The sequence below is a fragment of the Streptococcus sp. oral taxon 058 str. F0407 genome (assembly GCF_000235485.1).
In the GTDB taxonomy this organism is placed as follows: Bacteria; Bacillota; Bacilli; order Lactobacillales; family Streptococcaceae; genus Streptococcus.
Genome location: NZ_JH378887.1, coordinates 236,597 through 255,152, shown reverse-complemented (window position 1 = coordinate 255,152; position 18,556 = coordinate 236,597). Strand labels below are relative to the sequence as shown.

Below are 18,556 nucleotides of genomic sequence, written 5' to 3'. Positions count from 1 at the left end.
AAAAAAAAAAAAAAAATGTGAACCTCTGTTGCTGGTTCACATTTTTTGTCGTTGACTGTAAAAATCTAGTCTACCCATATGCAGTTGCTTATTTTTGACCCTCTCTGAAAATCTGTAACTAGGTTAGAAATTATCCAATTGATTGACGAGTAACCACCAAGCTATTCCAAAGCCTCACCTATAATCTCCTGACCCGCTCTACCATTGTTGCTACTAATGGAACTTCCGTTTTTTTAAGTTACTGTAATTTTTTTAGAGAATCTAACAATTATTACAATAGGAATTTTACAAAAATCACCCAACGATGAGTTCACAAATTACCATAAAATACCCTTATAAGAGAAAATCAAAGCTAAAATCAATAAAACATAGAAGGCGATAAAAAGCCATTTCATCTTCACACATAGAGCAATATACTCTCTGATAAAGGCCGATGGAATATAGTAGGCCGCCGTTCGACAGCCTAAGCCATCTCCTTTCATACGGAGTTGTCTAGCATAGGTACTGGTTCGAAAAACATGGTAGTCATTGGTCACAAAGAGAAAACGTGGACCTGCCACCAGTTTCTCTCCCATTTCTTTTGAGAAGAGAAGATTCTCATAAGTCGTCGTTGAGTCTTCCTCTAGGAGAATCGCTTCTCTCGGAACATCCGTCTCTTCCAGCAAATAATTACAAATGGCCTGAGCTTCGGAAATCTTCTCATCCCCACCTTGGCCCCCACTAGCGATCAATTTGACATCTGGATTGTTCGACTTGTAGTAAGCCTCGACCGCCTTGTCAATCCTACGCTTGAGCAAAGGAGTCACCCTTTCTCCATCCAACAAACCAGCCCCGTGAATGATAATAAAATCATAGTGTTTTTTCTTAGGAATAAAAAGATACAGAATAGAATAAAGCAGAAATCCTGCAAAGGCAAAACCAAAAATCAAATACGAATAAATCAAAAAGAAAAAGATAATATTCACTAGATGGTTGGTGTAGAACAAGCCCTTGGTATCGCTCACTCGAATCGCCATGATCACAAAAAAGAATAGAATCACGCACCCTAGTCCCAGAGACAAATAATTTGCCTTGGATCTTCCTTCTTTCTTCAACAACACAAATCCGTTATAAATAAGGAAAAAGCCACTTAGAAAAACTAAAAATGGAAGCAAGAGAAAAATCACTGCAAAGAAAATCATGTGCAATTCTTCTTGCCCAGCCTCGTAAAAAAAATTGGCAATAGACAGGTAAGAAAAAAGCAGAGACAAAAGCAAAAGAGCCGGATTCCAGAGACTGCGATTGTCTCTAAAAAACGAAACTAAAAAAAGTAGGACAAAAAATCCTGTAATAAAGTACATAGTCTTCTCCTTTGATGACTACATTGTACCATAATTATGGCAATAGAAAAAGAGGACTCTAGCCCTCTTACTTGATCATTTTATCCTGAGTATCAGCCACAACCTGAGCCAGACTCGTCTGACGAAGCTGGTTTTCCATCGCTAGTTGGATATCCAGCAATTTTTGATCCAAGACTTCATGGATATTGGCCCCCACTGGACAGTTGGGGTTGGGATTGTCATGGAAACTAAAGAGTTTACCAGATTTTCCTAAACATTCAACAGCCTGATAAACATCAAAAAAGCTAATATCTTGGAGGTCTTTGATAATCTCAGTACCGCCCGTCCCACGCGCAACCGATATCAGTTCAGCTTTTTTGAGTTGGGACAAGATTTTGCGAATAATGACCGGATTGACTCCAACACTGGCTGCGAGAAAATCACTGGTCACTTTGCTCTCTTGACTCTTGATGGCAATGATGATTAACATATGAGTCGCAATCGTAAATCGACTTGAAATTTGCATCTTCTTCTCCTTTCACATCCTATTTGATACCCATTATACCCTTTTGTGTTGTAATGTCAATTATTACCACCACCCAGCCACGCATTCAACTCAGCATCATGCCCTTGTTCTTGGGCAATTTCATACAGAAGTTCCTGATTATGAGTATGGTGAATCCCATTGACTAAACTTTCATAGTAGATTTGGAAATAGGGGAGCTTTAAATCCTTAGCCAACTGCAATTCGGCTTCTACATCATAATCCACTCTACGAAAATCAACATCAGACAAACCTGTTTCATCAAACTCTAAAATCATGTACTGGGCACGCAGGTCCTTACGCAACTGCGCATCTAAAAAGAAGGGTTGCCCAATGGATCCTGGATTGAGAATCAACTGTCCATCACTTCCGTAACGAAGCAATTGCTGGTGAATATGCCCATATACCGCGATAGAGGCATGCGGTTCCGTCACCAATCTATCAAAATCTTCTTGTTTTCCCGTATGAATCAACTCTCTACCCCAGTTTTTATCAGGGAGATGGTGAGTAATTCCTACCGTCAAATCACCAAACTGACGATGAACTTGCATAGGTTGATTGTTGAGGTCTTCGATTTCTTTAGGGCTAATTTCTTCTAAGATATACTGGCATTGGCGCAGGAGATATCGATGACTCGCTTTTGTAGGATCTAGCTTGCGATGCAAAGCACGCCAGAGACTATCTTCCCAATTCCCCAGTACCCTAGCAGTGATGGGCAAGCTAGCCAAGAGAGCCAATATTCTTCTACGTCCTGTTCCTGGCATAAGAATATCTCCTAAAAGCCAGTACTCGTCTACCCTTGCAGCTCTTGCATCAGCCAGTACAGCTTCCAGAGCTGTCGTATTTCCATGTATATCTGAAAGAACTGCTATTTTCGTCATTCTTTCTCCTCATTTCCTCTTACTTCTTCTGTTAGTATTATAGCAGAAAACACTCCAAAAAATCACTATCACTGCTTACCTGATCAACTTGTAAGAGCTTCCAAATCGTGCTACAATATAGGTAGAGAGTTCCCCTTCATTTAGGATCATGTGGTCTTCGACATCTCTCTATTTTTGCAGATTGGAGGACTATTGCCATGCGTAACTATCTTAAGTATATCCCATATTACCTTGTCATATTCTTCTTTTACTGGCCTCTCTATGAGTTGCTTTTACTGCTGATTTCTGACCCTTATACGCTGAAGGGACTGTACATTAACAACATCATTCTTTTTTCACCTTTGGCAACCTTTATCGTGTCCCTTCTTTATAGCTACCGCTTCCAATTCTCACTGTGGTGGCTGCTTGGTGTCGGATTGCTCTATTGCTTTACCATCATCACTTTTCATGAATTCATTCTCGTTTATTTCCTAGCTTATGAACTCTTTGCCCTACTTGGTATGGCTTCAGGTTCGGGTATTAAATACATGCTACAGCGAGGAAAAAATAAAAAACTTTCACAAAATCCTTGAAAAATCTCGCAATCATGCTATAATAATGCATAGAGACAAGTCACTTAGTCCCTTTCTACTAGAGAGTGCGTGGTTGCTGGAAACGCATAGAGAGCCTAAACTGATACTACTCTACTGACTTTTATGAAAACATAAAACGGTGGCCACGTTAAAGCCAATCTGAGGTGTCTCTCTTTTTGAGGAACATAAATGAAGGTGGAACCACGTTGCGACGTCCTTTTAGGATGTCGTTTTTATTTTGTCAGAAGGAGGAAGAATGATGCTTTATATGATTGGCGGATCGCCTTGTAGTGGAAAATCAACAATTGCCTCACTTCTTGCTAGACAGTATCAACTACTTCATATCAAACTGGATGATTTGGTAGAAGAGATGATGAGTCAAGCAAGTACAGACTCACAGCCAATTTGCCTTCTTAGGCAGGATAGAAATCCAGAACAAATCTGGATGAGAAATCCAGAAGAGATGGCAGATGAAGAATGGCGCTTTTATGAAGAGATTTTTCCTTATGTAAAATCTTACTTGATAAAAAATCAAGATAGACCTCTCTTGGTTGAAGGAGCAGGACTTTTGCCTCACTTGGTAAAGGAGCTTGAATGCCTAGCGTCTTCCTATCTATGCTTGACTCCGACAGCTGATTTTCAGAAAAAGCACTATAAACAGAGAGAATGGGTTCCTTATGTCTTAGAGGGAACTACCAATCCTGAGCAAGCTTTTGAAAACTGGATGCAACGAGACATTCTTTTTGCTCAAATGGTTCGTAAGGAATCGGTGTTATTAGGCTATCCTAGCCTCATAACAGATGGCAGTCAATCAGAGAATCAAACTGCGGAAGAGGTCGCTCGGCTCTTAAAATTGTCCAATATAAATAGAATAAATATTTAAGGAGAAAACCATGATTAAGATTACTTTCCCAGATGGCGCTGTTCGTGAATTCGAATCAGGCGTTACTACTTTTGAAATTGCGCAAAGCATCAGCAATTCCCTAGCTAAAAAAGCCTTGGCTGGTAAATTCAACGGCAAACTCATCGACACAACTCGTGCTATCACTGAAGATGGTGCCATTGAAATCGTGACACCCGATCACGAAGATGCCCTTCCGATTTTGCGCCACTCGGCTGCTCACTTATTTGCCCAAGCAGCTCGTCGCCTTTTCCCAGACATTCACTTGGGAGTTGGTCCAGCTATCGAAGATGGCTTCTACTACGATACCGACAATACTGCTGGTCAAATCTCTAACGAAGACCTGCCTCGTATTGAAGAAGAAATGCAAAAAATCGTCAAAGAAAACTTCCCGTCTATTCGTGAGGAAGTAACCAAAGATGAAGCGCGTGAAATCTTCAAAAACGACCCTTATAAATTGGAATTGATTGAAGAACACTCTGAAGATGAGGGTGGTTTGACCATCTATCGTCAGGGCGAATATGTGGATCTCTGCCGTGGCCCGCACGTCCCATCAACAGGTCGTATCCAAATCTTCCACCTTCTCCATGTGGCTGGTGCTTACTGGCGTGGAAATAGCGACAATGCTATGATGCAACGGATCTACGGTACAGCTTGGTTTGACAAGAAAGACTTGAAGAACTACCTTCAAATGCGTGAAGAAGCCAAAGAACGTGACCACCGAAAACTTGGTAAAGAGCTTGACCTCTTCATGATTTCTCAAGAAGTGGGACAAGGTTTGCCATTCTGGTTGCCAAACGGTGCGACTATCCGTCGTGAATTGGAACGCTACATTGTTGATAAGGAAATAGCTGCAGGTTACCAACACGTTTACACTCCACCACTTGCCTCTGTGGAACTTTACAAGACTTCTGGTCACTGGGATCACTACCGTGAAGATATGTTCCCAACCATGGACATGGGTGACGGGGAAGAATTTGTCCTTCGTCCAATGAACTGCCCACACCACATCCAAGTCTACAAACACCATGTTCACTCTTACCGTGAGTTGCCAATCCGTATTGCTGAGATCGGAATGATGCACCGCTATGAAAAATCGGGTGCTCTGACTGGTCTTCAGCGTGTACGTGAAATGTCTCTCAACGACGGTCACCTCTTCGTTACACCAGAACAAATCCAAGAAGAATTCCAGCGTGCTCTGCAGTTGATTATCGATGTTTATGAAGACTTCAACTTGACTGAATACCGCTTCCGCCTCTCTCTTCGCGACCCTCAAGATACTCACAAGTACTTTGATAACGATGAGATGTGGGAAAATGCCCAAACCATGCTTCGTGCAGCCCTTGATGAAATGGGCGTGGACTACTTTGAAGCCGAAGGGGAAGCGGCCTTCTACGGACCAAAATTGGATATCCAGGTTAAGACAGCTCTCGGAAAAGAAGAAACCCTTTCGACTATCCAGCTGGACTTCTTGCTTCCAGAACGCTTTGACCTTAAATACATTGGGGCTGACGGGGAAGAACACCGTCCAGTTATGATTCACCGTGGCGTTATTTCAACTATGGAACGCTTCACAGCTATCTTGATTGAGAACTACAAGGGTGCCTTCCCAACATGGCTTGCACCACATCAAGTGACCCTCATCCCAGTATCTAACGAAAAACACGTGGACTATGCATGGGAAGTGGCTAAGAAACTCCGTGACCGTGGTGTCCGTGCTGATGTCGATGAACGCAACGAAAAAATGCAGTTCAAGATCCGTGCTTCTCAAACCAGCAAGATTCCTTACCAATTGATCGTTGGAGATAAGGAAATGGAAGACGGAACAGTCAACGTTCGCCGCTATGGTCAAAAAGAAACACAAACTGTCTCAGTAGATGAGTTTGTAGCAGCAATCCTTGCTGATATCGCCAACAAATCTCGTGTTGAGAAATAAAACGATCACTGTCTGAGAAACATTTTTCAGAGCCAGAAAAAGCAACAACTATTTCAGCTGTTGCTTTTTATATTTTATTTAATCTGAGCCAGTAGTGATTGGTCAAACCATCACACAAGATTTGCTCTCATGAATTAGACAAGTCAATATCCTCAATCCTTGTCTGCTTCATTGTCTGCTTCATTTTCTTTTGCGCGATCGTTTTGTAAATTTTTTTCAGATAGTTTTTGATCGATATACTTGTTAATGGTTTCATAAAATTCCTTGGTCGTATCACTGTCTAATTTTGTCGAATTATGAACTTGATTGACTTTCAATTGAACAGATTGAATACCGTAAGAGGCTTGTTTTTGGTGGAGCGTTTCTAATTCTTCTTCTGAAATCGGATCTCCAACAACCGTCAAGACTAATTCATTGTTCCTTGACTTGTAGACTTGATTAATAACCGTGTGATTGGCGAACTCTTTTCCTACAAACTGTTTGATTCCTTCTTTTCGCGCTTGATCTATCGTCAGAGTGACTGCTGAATAGCTGGCTGGAAGAACCAATAATACAATCAAGGATGTCAAGCCAATTTTCATTTTAATGTTTAGCTCTTTAAATGAACTTAAGGGAGATTTTCTCATCAAAATTCTTGTTCCAACAATGTTGGCTAGCATGATAAAGACACAGTTGATCAAGAAAAGATAGAGAGCCCCAAATAAAAATCGTAGATTTCCATTAGCTAAACCATAGCCTGCAGTACAGATAGGTGGCATCAGAGCTGTTGCAATGGCTACTCCTGGAACGATATTGTTTGCTTCTTTTTTCCTTGACCCAATTACACCTGCTATCCCACCAGCAATAGCAATGAGAACATCCCAAATGGTTGGAGAGGTTCGTGCAATCAATTCGCTACTTGCATAAGATAAGGGAGAAATCCAGAAATATAGAGTCGAGACAAGCAAGCTGACCAATACTTGAGTAAATAAAACCTCTAGAGATTGCTTGATTAAACGGGTATCAAAAATAGCTAAACCAAAACCCAGTCCAACAATCGGTGTCATAAGAGGGGAAATCAGCATGGCTCCAATAATGACAGCTGTTGAATTCATATTTAGACCTATAGAGGCAATAAAAATCGCACACATCAAAATCACTGTATCTCTTAATCGAACATGAAGATCATCATATAATTTCTCACGGTATTCACGTGTTGAATAGTTTCTGGTCATTGGTTAATCCTTTTATTTCATATAATCTTGTTTCTGCATGGATGATGATAGAGAGACTTCTGTCCAATCTTACATATTTTTAATTCTCACCTGTTATTCTTTTGAAAATTATCCTTTAAGCATCCGTCAGTCCATCCTTAACATTATATCAAAAATTTTACAGTCTTTCTCTGAAAAAATCTATCAATTTAAAAGATAGAGAAAGGAAGAAAATTTTGTTTCCTTATCCGAAAAAGAAAAAACGGTATCTCCTCTGAAAGAAGATGCCGTTTTAATGTTTAAACATGATGAGTGTGTTTGACATTCCATTGCTCCATTTTTATTTTCAACCAGAAGCCATAGATCCCAAACGTGATGATGGTTAGAAGAAATCACTTGATCCAGTAGCCGAATAGTTGTGCTCCAGTCCCGTCAAAGTATAGACGTTGACCATCTACTACCGTGTGTTTGATTTACCAATCTTGCATCATGCAAATCGCCCAAGGTGTTGCGATCCCCAAGGTAAGCCCGAAAATTATGGCTACTAAGATAGAGTATCCACTATAATCTAGGATACCTCCGTCAAAATAACTTTCTTTCATTTTTGCCTCTTTTATTTTTTGACTATATTCTAGTCGTTTCCTAGTGTAACATTTTTTACATCTGGACAATCTTACGGTAACTTCTAGACGTTATCATGAAAATAGAGATATAGACTAGAACAAAAATTCCACAGATGGATAAGGTTGTCATCAACTATGCTTACTCAATCATCAGATTCCTATTGGAAAACTTGATGCGAACGGTTGTTCCTATCCCAACCTCAGACTCGATACGAATCTGGTGGCCCAGTTCTTTAGAAATTTTCTTAGATAGATAGAGGCCAAGTCCAGATGATTGCTGGGTCAGACGGCCATTGTAGCCTGAAAAGCCACGTTCAAAGACTCGGAGGACATCGCTGTTTTTAATCCCGATTCCCGTATCCTTGATACAGAGCTCCTGGCCTTCCATATAAATCTCTAGTCCACCTTTCTTGGTATATTTGAGGCTGTTTGAGAGGATTTGTTCAATGACGACCAACAGCCACTTCTTATCGGTCACGATGATTTTGTCAAGGTCATGTAGATTGACCGTCAGTCCCTTTTGGATAAAGAAAAGAGCATACTTACGAACCATCTCCTTGATCAAGTCCTCCACTTGAACCTGTTCAAATACCAAATCATCGTGAAAACTCTCCAAACGCAGGTACTGCAACACCAGATTGGTATAGGAGTCAATCTTGAAGATTTCCTGTTCCAGTTGCTGCTTGACCTCCCGATCAGAAACTACTGCCACTAAAAGTCGACTAGCCGCAATGGGGGTCTTGATCTGGTGAACCCACAAGGTATAGTAATCAAGCAAATCCGTCAGCTTGCTTTGTGCTTCCGACTTCTTTTGATACAATTCAGATTCTCGCTCTTCAAGTTTCTCTACCAGCGCACATTCCAGAGGAGACTTAGGAGCTCTCTCAGCATAGAGAATTTCCTGACGGTAAATCTGGGCTTCTGCAAACATATCCCAAGCCAAAAATAAAAAGGTCAAAAAACTACTGAGTAGCAAAAAATAAAGAAAATAAGATCCTAGACTAGCAAACAGAAACTGAAAGAGTAGGACAAGAAATCCCAACGAAAAAATATAGACAAAGATGCGACTACGAGAGCGCAGATAGGCTAAAAAAAATGGTTTCCAATCAAGCATGTTTCAATCCGTATCCTATCCCTTTCTTGGTTTCGATAAAGCCCACCAAGCCTTGTTCCTCCAGCTTTTTGCGCAAACGAGCAACATTGACAGACAGGGTATTGTCGTCGATGAAAAAGTCGCTGTTCCAGAGTTCCCGCATCAGATCATCACGCGCCACAATATTGCCCGCATGTTCAAATAAAACTCGTAGAATCTGAAATTCATTCTTGGTTAAGCTCAGGACTTCACCCCGATAGTGCAGATCCATAGACTTGGTATTGAGGATCACACCTGCATACTCCAGCAAACTCTCATCCCGCCCAAACTCATAGGAACGGCGCAATAAACCCTGAACCTTGGCAAGGAGAACCTGCTGATCAAAAGGCTTGGTTACAAAGTCATCCGCTCCCATATTGATCGCCATGACAATATCCATAGCCTGATCTCTAGAAGACAAAAACATAATGGGCACCTTGGAAATCTTGCGAATCTCCTGACACCAGTGATAGCCATTAAAAAGAGGCAGGCCAATATCCATGAGGACCAAATGAGGTTCCGACTGGGCAAATAAACTCAGCACTTCCATAAAGTCTTCCACCAAGACTACTTCAAAGCCCCATTCAGAGAGGATTTTACCAACCTGTTGGCGAATAACTTGGTCATCTTCTACTAATAAAATCTTGTGCATGCGTTCCTCCTTTACTCTTGTTCAAAATATCAAATGCCTTAATAAAAAAATCTATGGATTAGTATCTCAACTATTCGGCTATCTATTTTTCAAATCCAGATTAGGAAGCGAAAGCTAAATAGAGAATAATCCCATTGATATCATACCTTATTTTTAACTATAGTTCCAGCCTTATCCTATTTTTCCCCTTTTTTGCGCTCATTTGGTCCGTGTTTTTTTACTTAAAAAAAGATTTAAAATTAACAATCTCATCAAAGTAAATGCCTTATAAGCTTATGTAACTCTTCTGTTCATAAATGTAATTTCTTTAAACTAATTTATCCTTCTTATTGACAAGCTAGCCATGATTTGTTAGAATATGAATGAACAAATCAATCTATTCATTCATAAAGCAAAGGAGATTAAATCATATTGGACAAAAAACAAGCTTTAAAAACAGCGGCTTATGACGTTTTTTCGAAAAAGGGTTACAAGGCGACAGGAATTTCAGAAATTGCTAGGCAAGCTGGTGTAGCAGTCGGCTCTTTTTATAACTATTACGAGAGTAAAGAAGCCATTTTTCTAGACATCTATATAGATGAAAACAACCATGTTCGCCAAGCTATGATTGAAGAACTGGATTGGGAAATTGATATGATTGATCTTATTAGTCAACTCTTTGCTCAGTCCAGAGCACTCGTTTCTTCCAATAAAATCCTTGCAGAATGGTACAATCCTGCCATAGCCGATGAGTTGCATAGCTACTATTCCTCAGAAGAAGGCAAAGTCGCAAATCCATTTCATCAGTTTCTAGTTAAAACCTTTACAAATCGTATGCAGGCTGAAGGGTATTCTCCAGAAAAGATTCAAGAGATTTTACAAGTTTACAACCTATTTTACTACATGGATATGCATATTACGGAAAAAGATTTTCCAGATATTAGCAAAACTGTCGAAATACTTGCAACCAACTTCATAAAAGGAGTTCTAAAATAAAGAATGGATTTCTTTATTTTTTGGAAATTTATGAATGAATTTAATTCTAGTTCATTCAATAATTAAGAATAGGAGTCATAAAAAAATGAAAAGAGGTAAAAAAATGTTTATTATCATTCTTTCAACACTTGGATTACTAGCCCTTATAACTTGGGGTGCCATCGCCTATCTTGGACGAAGTCAGACATTATCGATAAAATCCATCGAAAACCCCAGCGGAGATCTATATTTAATTCATATCACAAAACCGAGTCATCAAATCTGGAAAGCTGGGGCTTATGCTAAGTTTACACTCCCTGATACCTCGTCTACTGCTAAAAAATATGAAGCTAAGGGAGAGCAGACCAGTCGATGGCTAACCATTGCCTCCACACCTGATGAAGATGAGATCCTCATTTTAACGCATAATAGTGGTAGCCACTTTAAGGAAACCTTAACACATTTATCTGCTGGCAGTGAGATTGAGATGAGTTGGCTGGATTCCTCTTTAACCGTTAAAGATACGAATCAGCCACTAGTTTGCTTTGCATCTGATGTTGGCATTTCTGCTTTACGTCCCCTTATCAAAGAATGGGCTGGTAAATGTCCGATTATTCTCAACCATTATGACAAAGGAGTTACTATTTTCGATAATGAGATGAAGGAACTGGCTCAAAAAACATCGAATTTTACTTATAAAACTAGCGATGAATTTTCTCAAAGTCAAGAATTTTTAAAACGTGCTATTGATGAATACGGCAATCAAGCCAGCTATCTCATCACAGGTCAGCCTGATAATGTAAATGAGATGAAGAATTTTTTAAAGAAAAATGACATTGATAACAAAAATATCCAAGTAAGTTCATTTAGAGGTTTGAAATAAAAGCAATCTGTCTTCTGTATATCTGAATTAAACCCCGACTACTAGTTCATTATGGAGGGAGACTAAACAAGCCTACTAGCTAATTCTATGTAAATGTGGTAGGATAAACATAGAGAAAGGAGCTTTTATGGCTAATATTTTTGACTACTTGAATGATGTAGCATACGATTCCTTTTATGACCTCCCAATGAACGAGCTAGACGTTCTTTGCTTGACTGAATTAACCTATCTTCCTTTTGATGATGTAGTCGCTCAAGAACCAAAGCGTCTCATAGATCTAGCACCTCAAATCCCTAGAGAAACGACTATGCTGACCAATAAGAACCGCCTCCAGTTGTTGGATCAACTATCTCAACACAAACGGTTTAAAAATTGCAAGCTCTCAAACTTTATCAATGATATCGATCCTGAATTGCAAAAACAGTTTGCAGCTATGACTTATCGTATCAGTCTCGATACCTATTTGCTTGTTTTTCGCGGAACGGATGATAGTATCATCGGTTGGAAAGAAGATTTCCATATGACCTATATGAAAGAAATTCCAGCTCAAAAACACGCCCTCCAGTATTTACAGGACTTTTTTGCTCAACATCCTAACCAAAAGCTTATTCTGGCAGGACACTCAAAAGGAGGCAACCTAGCCGTCTACGCTACCAGCCACCTTGAGCCACTTTTACAAAAAAACATTGTCGCTGTCTATACTTTTGATGCGCCTGGCCTTCACAAGGAACTGACCGAAACAGCTGGCTATCAAAACATGATGGAAAGGACGAAAGTATTTGTCCCACAAGGGTCTATCATCGGGATGATGCTGGAAATTCCTGATAAAAAAATCGTCGTTCGAAGCACTGCCCTAGGTGGTATTGCCCAGCACGACACCTTTAGTTGGCAGGTTGAAGACAAACACTTTGTCCAACTGGATGAGACCAATAGTGACAGCCAGCAAGTCGATACCACTTTCAAGGAATGGGTTGAGACGGTCCCTGATACGGAACTGCAGCTCTACTTCGACCTCTTTTTTGGAATCATTCTTGATGCAGGTATCTCCTCCATCAACGATCTTTCTTCCTTCAAGGTTATTGAACACATTCACCATCTCTTTGTCCAAGCTCAATCCCTCACTCCCGAAGAAAGAGAAACCATGGGACGCTTAACCCAACTCTTGATTGACACCCGCTACCAAGCTTGGAAGAATCGTTAAGATAAGAAAGTCAATGAATCACCCGATTCCTTGGCTTTTTTAGAAAAAAGGGTCAGAAAAGTTAGTCTAAATCACGAACCTTGACGAGAGATTCTTTTTTTGTCAAAATGTAACAAATCTTATTACATTTAACATAGGATAATCTATGAAATCATTAAAAGGTATTTTATTTATTGGACTTAGTATGCTTCTGACTATTCTAGCTTGGCTCAGTTCAGGTGCTAGTCAGTTTCTAATCCCTGGTTTAGCTCTCACTACCCTCTCACTTACTTTTATATTAGCTAGCCGTTTACCCCTGCTTGAGACTTGGTTTAACGGACTTGAAAAGATGTATCTAGCTCATAAATTCACCGCTTTCCTATCTATTCTCCTACTAACCCTACACAACTTTAGCATGGGAGGTCTCTGGGGTTCGCATTTAGCCGCCCAGTTTGGAAATATCGCTATCTATATCTTTATCAGCATTGTTCTGGTTGCCTATCTGGGACAATACATCCAGTATGAAGCTTGGAGATGGATTCATCGATTGGTTTATCTAGCCTATATCTTTGGACTCTTTCATGTTTTGATGATCATGGGAAATCGTCTCCTCTCCTTTAGTTTCCTAGGTCTTATTTTTGGAATCTATGCTATTTTAGGCTTGCTTGCTGGTTTTTATATTATTTTCCTTTATCAAAAGGTCGGTTTCACCTATCTTGGAAAAATCGTAGGAATCAAACACCTCAACCACGATACAACTGAAATTGAAATAGAACTCAGTCATCCTTTCACCTACGAATATGGACAATTTGCTTTTCTAAAAATTTTCCAGAAAGGTTTTGAGACTGCTCCACACCCTTTCTCCATCTCTGGAGGGAGAGGACGAACTCTTTATTTTACAATTAAAAATTCTGGTGACCACACCAAGAATATCTATGACAAACTTCAAGTTGGTAGCAAGGTTGCTGTCGATCGAGCTTATGGGCATATGACTATGGCACACGGTTCAAAGCAACAAATCTGGATCGCAGGTGGTATTGGAATGACACCTTTCATCTCTTATATCCGAGAGCATCCTATCCTAGACAAGAACGTTCGTTTCTACTATAGTTTCCGTGGAAAGGAAAATGCTGTCTACCTAGATCTACTTCGTGATTATGCCCGTCAAAATGCTAACTTTGACCTACAGCTGGTCGATAGTAATGAAAATGGATACCTGACTTTGGAGCAAGAAGAAATCCCTGACCAGACTACGGTCTATATGTGTGGACCTCTTCCTATGATGAAAGTCCTTGCTAAGCAAATCAAGAAAAAGAATCCCAAAGCAAAACTCATTTACGAAGGTTTCAAGTTTAAATAAGACCGTTGTTCCTCTAACACAAAAGAGGGACTTTCTTTTTACTTTATTTCACTCTTCTATGCTATACTTAGTTTAGTACATTCTTTGAGATTGGAGCCAGTATGAAAATCCATAAAACCGTGAATCCTGTTGCTTATGAAAATACTTATTATCTAGAAGGATACCAACACCTGATTGTGGTCGATCCTGGTAGCCATTGGGAAGCTATTCGCAAAACTATCGAGAAAATCAACAAACCCGTCTGTGCGATTCTCCTGACCCACACCCACTACGACCATATTATGAGTCTTGACTTGGTCAGAGATACTTTTGGAGCGCCACCAGTTTATGTAGCAGAAAGTGAGGCTAGCTGGCTCTATACTCCCGTAGACAATCTCTCTGGCCTACCTCGTCATGATGATATGGCTAATGTCGTCTGCAAACCAGCTGAACACACCTTTGTTTTTCATCAAGAATACCAGCTTGAAGAATTCCGTTTTACTGCCCTACCAACCCCAGGCCACTCTATCGGTGGTGTTTCCCTAGTCTTTCCTGATGCCCATCTAGTCTTGACGGGAGATGCTCTTTTCCGCGAAACCATCGGACGGACCGACCTCCCTACTGGTAGCATGGAACAACTCCTCCATAGCATTCAGACTCAACTCTTCACTCTTCCTAACTACGACGTCTACCCCGGCCATGGTCCAGCTACGACTATCGCTCACGAAAAGACTTTTAATCCCTTTTTCTAGCAAGCAAAAAAACCAAGGATGCTATCCTTGGTTTTAGTCTTACCAAATAATCACACGATCCTCTGGTGCGCGCCACATACCGTCGCCTTCTTTTACATCATAAGTTGTAAAGAAGTCATCGAAGTTGGGTACTTGGATGTTGACACGGAGTTTAGCTGGCGCGTGGACATCGACACTAGCCATGAGTTTCATCAACTCCGGACGACCTTTCATGCGCCAGATACGAGCAAAGTTGTGGAAGAATTCTTCAGCAGAGAAGTCTGGTTCTCTCTTGGCAGCTTCAAGGGCTGCAGCAATCCCTCCTAGGTCCGCAACGTTTTCTGATACGGTTAGTTTTCCGTTAATCCTTGCGCCGTAAGATTCTTGGCCATCAAATTGGTCGATAACTTTTTGCGTTTTTTCTTTAAAGGCGGCATAGTCACTCTCTGTCCACCAATCCTTGAGACTACCATTTTCATCAAAGGAAGCGCCATTTGTGTCAAAGGCATGAGAAATCTCGTGGGCAATAACAGCACCAATACCACCGTAGTTAGCAGAAGATGACTGATGCAAGTCATAGAAAGGCGCCTGTAATATAGCTGCTGGGAAGACAATCAAGTTCTTCTGAGGATTGTAGTAGGCATTGACCATATGTGCTGGCATCCCCCACTCCTTGTAGTCCACTGGTTGGTTCCACTTGCTCCAGCTATGCTTGATTTCCACACGTGCAAAGGCTAAGGCATTCTCAAATAGGCTGACGGTTTCATCCACTACTTTATCCTTGTAGCGGGCTGGTAATTCCTCTGGATAACCGATATAAGGCTTGATGACATTGAGTTTGACAATGGCCTTTTCACGAGTTTCAGGTGTGAGCCAGTCATTCTTAGCCAAGCGTTCCTTATACACATCAATCATAGTCGCCACTTTTTTCTCTACGTCTGCCTTAGCTTCTGGGGAGAATTTTTCATGCGCGTACCAGAGACCCAGAGCCTGCTTGAAAGGTCCTTGGGCCAAGTGATAAGCTGCCTTGACCTTGTCCTGAGCTTCTGGAACACCTGAAAGGGCACGTCCATAGGCACCTGACAAGACACGAATCTCGTCTGTGAGATAGCTGGTTGAGAGATTCACCACGCCCAAAACCAAAGTCGCCTTAAGTAAAGGCCACGCTTCTTCACTATAGAATTGCTCTGCTGCTTGCCAGAAACGTTCCTCGTCTACGATAACCTTATCTGGAGTTTGTCCAAGAACTGCTTGGAAGAAATCATCCAAAGGTAGGGCAGGAGCAAATTTCTTGAAATCTTCATAAGCGTATGGATGGTAGAGTTTGGCATATTCTGAACTTTCTTCGTTAGAAAGCACCACAGCTGCAATGCGACGGTCCAATTCCAATCGTTTCTCTAATAAGTCTGCGATTTCTTCTTCTGAAAAATCATAGGCTTTGAGAAGATTTGTGGTACTTTCCTTCCACAAACCTAGCAACTCCTCACGTTGAGGATGGTCTTCAGCATAGTAAGTCGTATCTGGTAGGATAGTGCCTGGTGCACTTGCCCAGAGAACATTGGTTCTGGCATCCATAAAGTCTGGTGAAACACCAAATGGCAAGAAGTTTGGTTTACCAGCTAGTTCAAACGCTGCTAGTTTGCTGGTAAAATCTGCAAAACTCTCCAAATCTTGGTATTCCTTGAGTAGAGAAAGGACAGGCTTGATCCCATCTGCTTCTCTTTTGTCAAAATCACGTACCATGCGATGGTACTTAACAAAGTTGGCGAGGATAGCATCCTCTGGAACATCCTCACCTGCCAACCACTTGTTCGTAGTTGCTAGCATCAACTCTTCAATTTCCTCATCAAGGTCAATAAAACCACCTGTTCGAGATTTGTCAGCTGGAATGACAGCTGTTTTTTCCCATTCGCCATTGATTGCATCATAAAAATCGTCTTGATAACGTGTCATCTTGTTCTCGCTTTCATATTTTCACTTATTCCTAGCTTAGCAAAAAAATCTAGGGAATGCAATCAAAAATAAATTTCTTGTATCTTTCATTTTATTGTTATTTTATTAAATTTTTTAAAAATTAACTTGACTTAATTTTTTTTTTAATGTATATTAAATACGGGAGGGAGGAATTTGTTATGATACGTATTGAACACCTCAGTGTCTCCTACAAAGAAACGTTGGCACTAAAGGATATTTCACTAGTGCTCCACGGACCAACTATTACCGGAATTATTGGTCCAAATGGTGCTGGAAAATCAACTTTATTAAAAGGTATGTTGGGAATTATCCCACACGAAGGTCAGGCCTTTCTCGACGACAAAGAAGTCAAGAAATCTTTAAATCGAGTTGCCTATGTCGAGCAAAAAATCCATATCGACTACAATTTCCCTATCAAGGTCAAGGAATGTGTCTCTCTAGGACTCTATCCATCCATACCGCTCTTTCACACCTTAAAAGCCAGCCACTGGAAAAAGGTGGCTGATGCACTTGAAATCGTTGGGCTCCCAGACTATGCTGATCGCCAAATCAGCCAGCTCTCAGGAGGACAATTTCAACGTGTGTTGATTGCCCGTTGCTTAGTGCAGAAAGCTGACTACATCTTTCTAGATGAGCCATTTGTCGGGATTGACTCGGTTAGTGAAGAGATTATCATGAATACGCTGAGAGACCTTAAAAAAGCTGGTAAAACAGTTCTCATCGTCCATCATGACCTCAGCAAAGTCCCCCATTATTTCGACCAAGTTTTACTTCTCAATCGAGAATTAATTGACCTTGGTCCGACTGAAGAAACCTTTACCGAAGCCAATCTCAAAAAGGCCTACGGTAGCAAACTCTTTTTCAATGGAGGTGACTTATGATAGCAGAATTTATCAATGGATTGCAAAATTTCCATTTCCTACAAAACGCCTTGATCACAGCTATTGTTATTGGAGTCGTTGCTGGAGCTGTGGGATGTTTTATCATCCTGCGTGGAATGTCTCTCATGGGAGATGCCATCTCTCACGCAGTTTTGCCTGGCGTAGCCCTTTCCTTTATCCTGGGAATTGATTTCTTTATTGGAGCAATCATCTTTGGTTTGATGGCTTCCATCATCATTACCTACATCAAGGGTAACTCTATCATCAAGAGTGACACCGCCATTGGTATTACCTTTTCATCTTTCTTAGCCTTAGGTGTCATCTTGATTAGTGTTGCCAAGAGTTCGACAGACCTCTTCCATATCCTTTTTGGGAATATCCTCGCTGTCCAAGATACGGACATGTGGATTACCATTGGTGTGGGGGCATTGATTCTCTTGATTATTGGGATTTTCTTTAAACAACTATTGATTACATCCTTTGACGAGCTCCTGGCTAAAGCCATGGGAATGCCCGTTAATTTCTACCACTATCTGCTCATGGTGCTCCTGACCCTTGTATCCGTCACCGCCATGCAAAGTGTTGGAACTATTCTTATCGTGGCCATGTTGATCACCCCAGCTGCGACGGCTTACCTTTATGCTAATAGCCTAAAGAGCATGATTTTCCTTTCATCAACCCTAGGGGCAACCGCTTCTGTCTTGGGACTCTTTATCGGCTATAGCTTCAATCTCGCAGCAGGATCCAGCATCGTGCTCACATCCGCCAGCTTCTTTCTAATCAGTTTCTTTATCTCTCCTAAGCAACGATACTTGAAACTGAAAAACAAAAAAATCATTAAATAACGGGGAAACCCTTTCT

General features: G+C 40.8%; 17 protein-coding genes and 2 pseudogenes. 10 read left to right on the top strand and 9 right to left on the bottom strand.

Translation table 11 applies throughout. From position 1 onward, the window contains the following. Nucleotides 1–317: 317 nt before the first annotated feature. The 3 genes from HMPREF9184_RS02780 to HMPREF9184_RS02770 all read right to left on the bottom strand — a co-directional run bounded on the left by HMPREF9184_RS02780 (nucleotide 318) and on the right by HMPREF9184_RS02770 (nucleotide 2,744). A complete protein-coding gene (locus HMPREF9184_RS02780) occupies nucleotides 318–1,340 on the bottom strand; it encodes a YdcF family protein (RefSeq protein WP_000273630.1) in 1,023 nt (340 codons plus the stop codon). A gap of 67 nt (nucleotides 1,341–1,407) precedes the next feature. Then, complete coding sequence (locus tag HMPREF9184_RS02775) at nucleotides 1,408–1,845, bottom strand: Rrf2 family transcriptional regulator (RefSeq protein WP_001167383.1); 438 nt, start codon at nucleotides 1,843–1,845, stop codon at nucleotides 1,408–1,410. A 56-nt stretch (nucleotides 1,846–1,901) separates the two neighbouring features. After that, nucleotides 1,902–2,744, bottom strand: coding sequence for a metallophosphoesterase family protein (locus tag HMPREF9184_RS02770; protein WP_000161110.1), 843 nt, complete (start codon nucleotides 2,742–2,744; stop codon nucleotides 1,902–1,904). Between the two features lie 197 nt (nucleotides 2,745–2,941). On the opposite strand from HMPREF9184_RS02770, the gene HMPREF9184_RS09740 reads away from it, so the two are divergent. The 3 genes from HMPREF9184_RS09740 to thrS all read left to right on the top strand — a co-directional run bounded on the left by HMPREF9184_RS09740 (nucleotide 2,942) and on the right by thrS (nucleotide 6,153). Further along, nucleotides 2,942–3,316 carry a hypothetical protein gene (locus tag HMPREF9184_RS09740; protein ID WP_001246981.1) on the top strand — a complete coding sequence of 125 codons (375 nt, stop codon included), beginning with the start codon at nucleotides 2,942–2,944 and terminating at the stop codon, nucleotides 3,314–3,316. A 256-nt stretch (nucleotides 3,317–3,572) separates the two neighbouring features. Next, a complete protein-coding gene (locus tag HMPREF9184_RS02760) occupies nucleotides 3,573–4,199 on the top strand; it encodes an ATPase AAA (protein WP_009755151.1) in 627 nt (208 codons plus the stop codon). Nucleotides 4,200–4,209: 10 nt separating this feature from the next. Further along, entirely contained in the window at nucleotides 4,210–6,153 is a 1,944-nt protein-coding gene (gene thrS / locus HMPREF9184_RS02755) for a threonine--tRNA ligase (protein WP_000591024.1), read from the top strand. Between the two features lie 152 nt (nucleotides 6,154–6,305). Here thrS and HMPREF9184_RS02750 read toward each other — a convergent pair whose 3' ends face one another. The 5 genes and pseudogenes from HMPREF9184_RS02750 to HMPREF9184_RS02740 all read right to left on the bottom strand — a co-directional run bounded on the left by HMPREF9184_RS02750 (nucleotide 6,306) and on the right by HMPREF9184_RS02740 (nucleotide 9,753). Continuing rightward, complete coding sequence (locus tag HMPREF9184_RS02750) at nucleotides 6,306–7,367, bottom strand: DUF389 domain-containing protein (protein ID WP_000197796.1); 1,062 nt, start codon at nucleotides 7,365–7,367, stop codon at nucleotides 6,306–6,308. Nucleotides 7,368–7,645: 278 nt separating this feature from the next. After that, nucleotides 7,646–7,948: pseudogene (locus HMPREF9184_RS09735) on the bottom strand (DUF898 family protein). A 55-nt stretch (nucleotides 7,949–8,003) separates the two neighbouring features. Continuing rightward, nucleotides 8,004–8,102, bottom strand: a pseudogene (locus HMPREF9184_RS10045) (peptide ABC transporter); the annotation flags it as partial. Nucleotides 8,103–8,108: 6 nt separating this feature from the next. Further along, nucleotides 8,109–9,083 (bottom strand): sensor histidine kinase, encoded by a 975-nt coding sequence (locus HMPREF9184_RS02745; RefSeq protein WP_000887939.1) that lies wholly within the window; start codon nucleotides 9,081–9,083, stop codon nucleotides 8,109–8,111. After that, on the bottom strand, nucleotides 9,076–9,753 hold the full coding sequence (locus HMPREF9184_RS02740) for a response regulator transcription factor (RefSeq protein ID WP_000548969.1): 678 nt from the start codon (nucleotides 9,751–9,753) through the stop codon (nucleotides 9,076–9,078). The genes HMPREF9184_RS02745 and HMPREF9184_RS02740 overlap by 8 nt, the downstream gene beginning before the upstream one ends. Before the next feature lie 405 nt (nucleotides 9,754–10,158). Here HMPREF9184_RS02740 and HMPREF9184_RS02735 point away from each other — a divergent pair, with 405 nt between their 5' ends. The 5 genes from HMPREF9184_RS02735 to HMPREF9184_RS02715 all read left to right on the top strand — a co-directional run bounded on the left by HMPREF9184_RS02735 (nucleotide 10,159) and on the right by HMPREF9184_RS02715 (nucleotide 14,861). Further along, the gene (locus HMPREF9184_RS02735; RefSeq protein ID WP_033585911.1) at nucleotides 10,159–10,728 is read left to right on the top strand and encodes a TetR/AcrR family transcriptional regulator; all 570 of its coding nucleotides are present in this window, start codon (nucleotides 10,159–10,161) and stop codon (nucleotides 10,726–10,728) included. Nucleotides 10,729–10,813: 85 nt separating this feature from the next. Next, complete coding sequence (locus tag HMPREF9184_RS02730; RefSeq protein WP_033585938.1) at nucleotides 10,814–11,590, top strand: ferredoxin reductase; 777 nt, start codon at nucleotides 10,814–10,816, stop codon at nucleotides 11,588–11,590. A 127-nt stretch (nucleotides 11,591–11,717) separates the two neighbouring features. Continuing rightward, nucleotides 11,718–12,791 (top strand): DUF2974 domain-containing protein, encoded by a 1,074-nt coding sequence (locus HMPREF9184_RS02725; protein ID WP_001273838.1) that lies wholly within the window; start codon nucleotides 11,718–11,720, stop codon nucleotides 12,789–12,791. A gap of 145 nt (nucleotides 12,792–12,936) precedes the next feature. Continuing rightward, on the top strand, nucleotides 12,937–14,130 hold the full coding sequence (locus HMPREF9184_RS02720; protein ID WP_000838553.1) for a ferredoxin reductase family protein: 1,194 nt from the start codon (nucleotides 12,937–12,939) through the stop codon (nucleotides 14,128–14,130). A gap of 101 nt (nucleotides 14,131–14,231) precedes the next feature. Next, nucleotides 14,232–14,861, top strand: coding sequence for an MBL fold metallo-hydrolase (locus HMPREF9184_RS02715; protein ID WP_000690876.1), 630 nt, complete (start codon nucleotides 14,232–14,234; stop codon nucleotides 14,859–14,861). Between the two features lie 39 nt (nucleotides 14,862–14,900). On the opposite strand, the gene HMPREF9184_RS02710 is transcribed toward HMPREF9184_RS02715, so the two are convergent. Continuing rightward, nucleotides 14,901–16,793: a M13 family metallopeptidase gene (locus tag HMPREF9184_RS02710; RefSeq protein WP_000199245.1), complete on the bottom strand. Its 1,893-nt coding sequence runs from the start codon at nucleotides 16,791–16,793 to the stop codon at nucleotides 14,901–14,903. 179 nt (nucleotides 16,794–16,972) lie between these two features. Between HMPREF9184_RS02710 and HMPREF9184_RS02705 the strand changes: the two genes are divergently transcribed. Further along, complete coding sequence (locus tag HMPREF9184_RS02705) at nucleotides 16,973–17,695, top strand: metal ABC transporter ATP-binding protein (RefSeq protein WP_000618097.1); 723 nt, start codon at nucleotides 16,973–16,975, stop codon at nucleotides 17,693–17,695. Beyond that, complete coding sequence (locus HMPREF9184_RS02700) at nucleotides 17,692–18,540, top strand: metal ABC transporter permease (protein ID WP_000559799.1); 849 nt, start codon at nucleotides 17,692–17,694, stop codon at nucleotides 18,538–18,540. Before HMPREF9184_RS02705 ends, HMPREF9184_RS02700 begins: the two co-directional genes overlap by 4 nt. The last annotated feature ends 16 nt before the right edge of the window (nucleotides 18,541–18,556 follow it).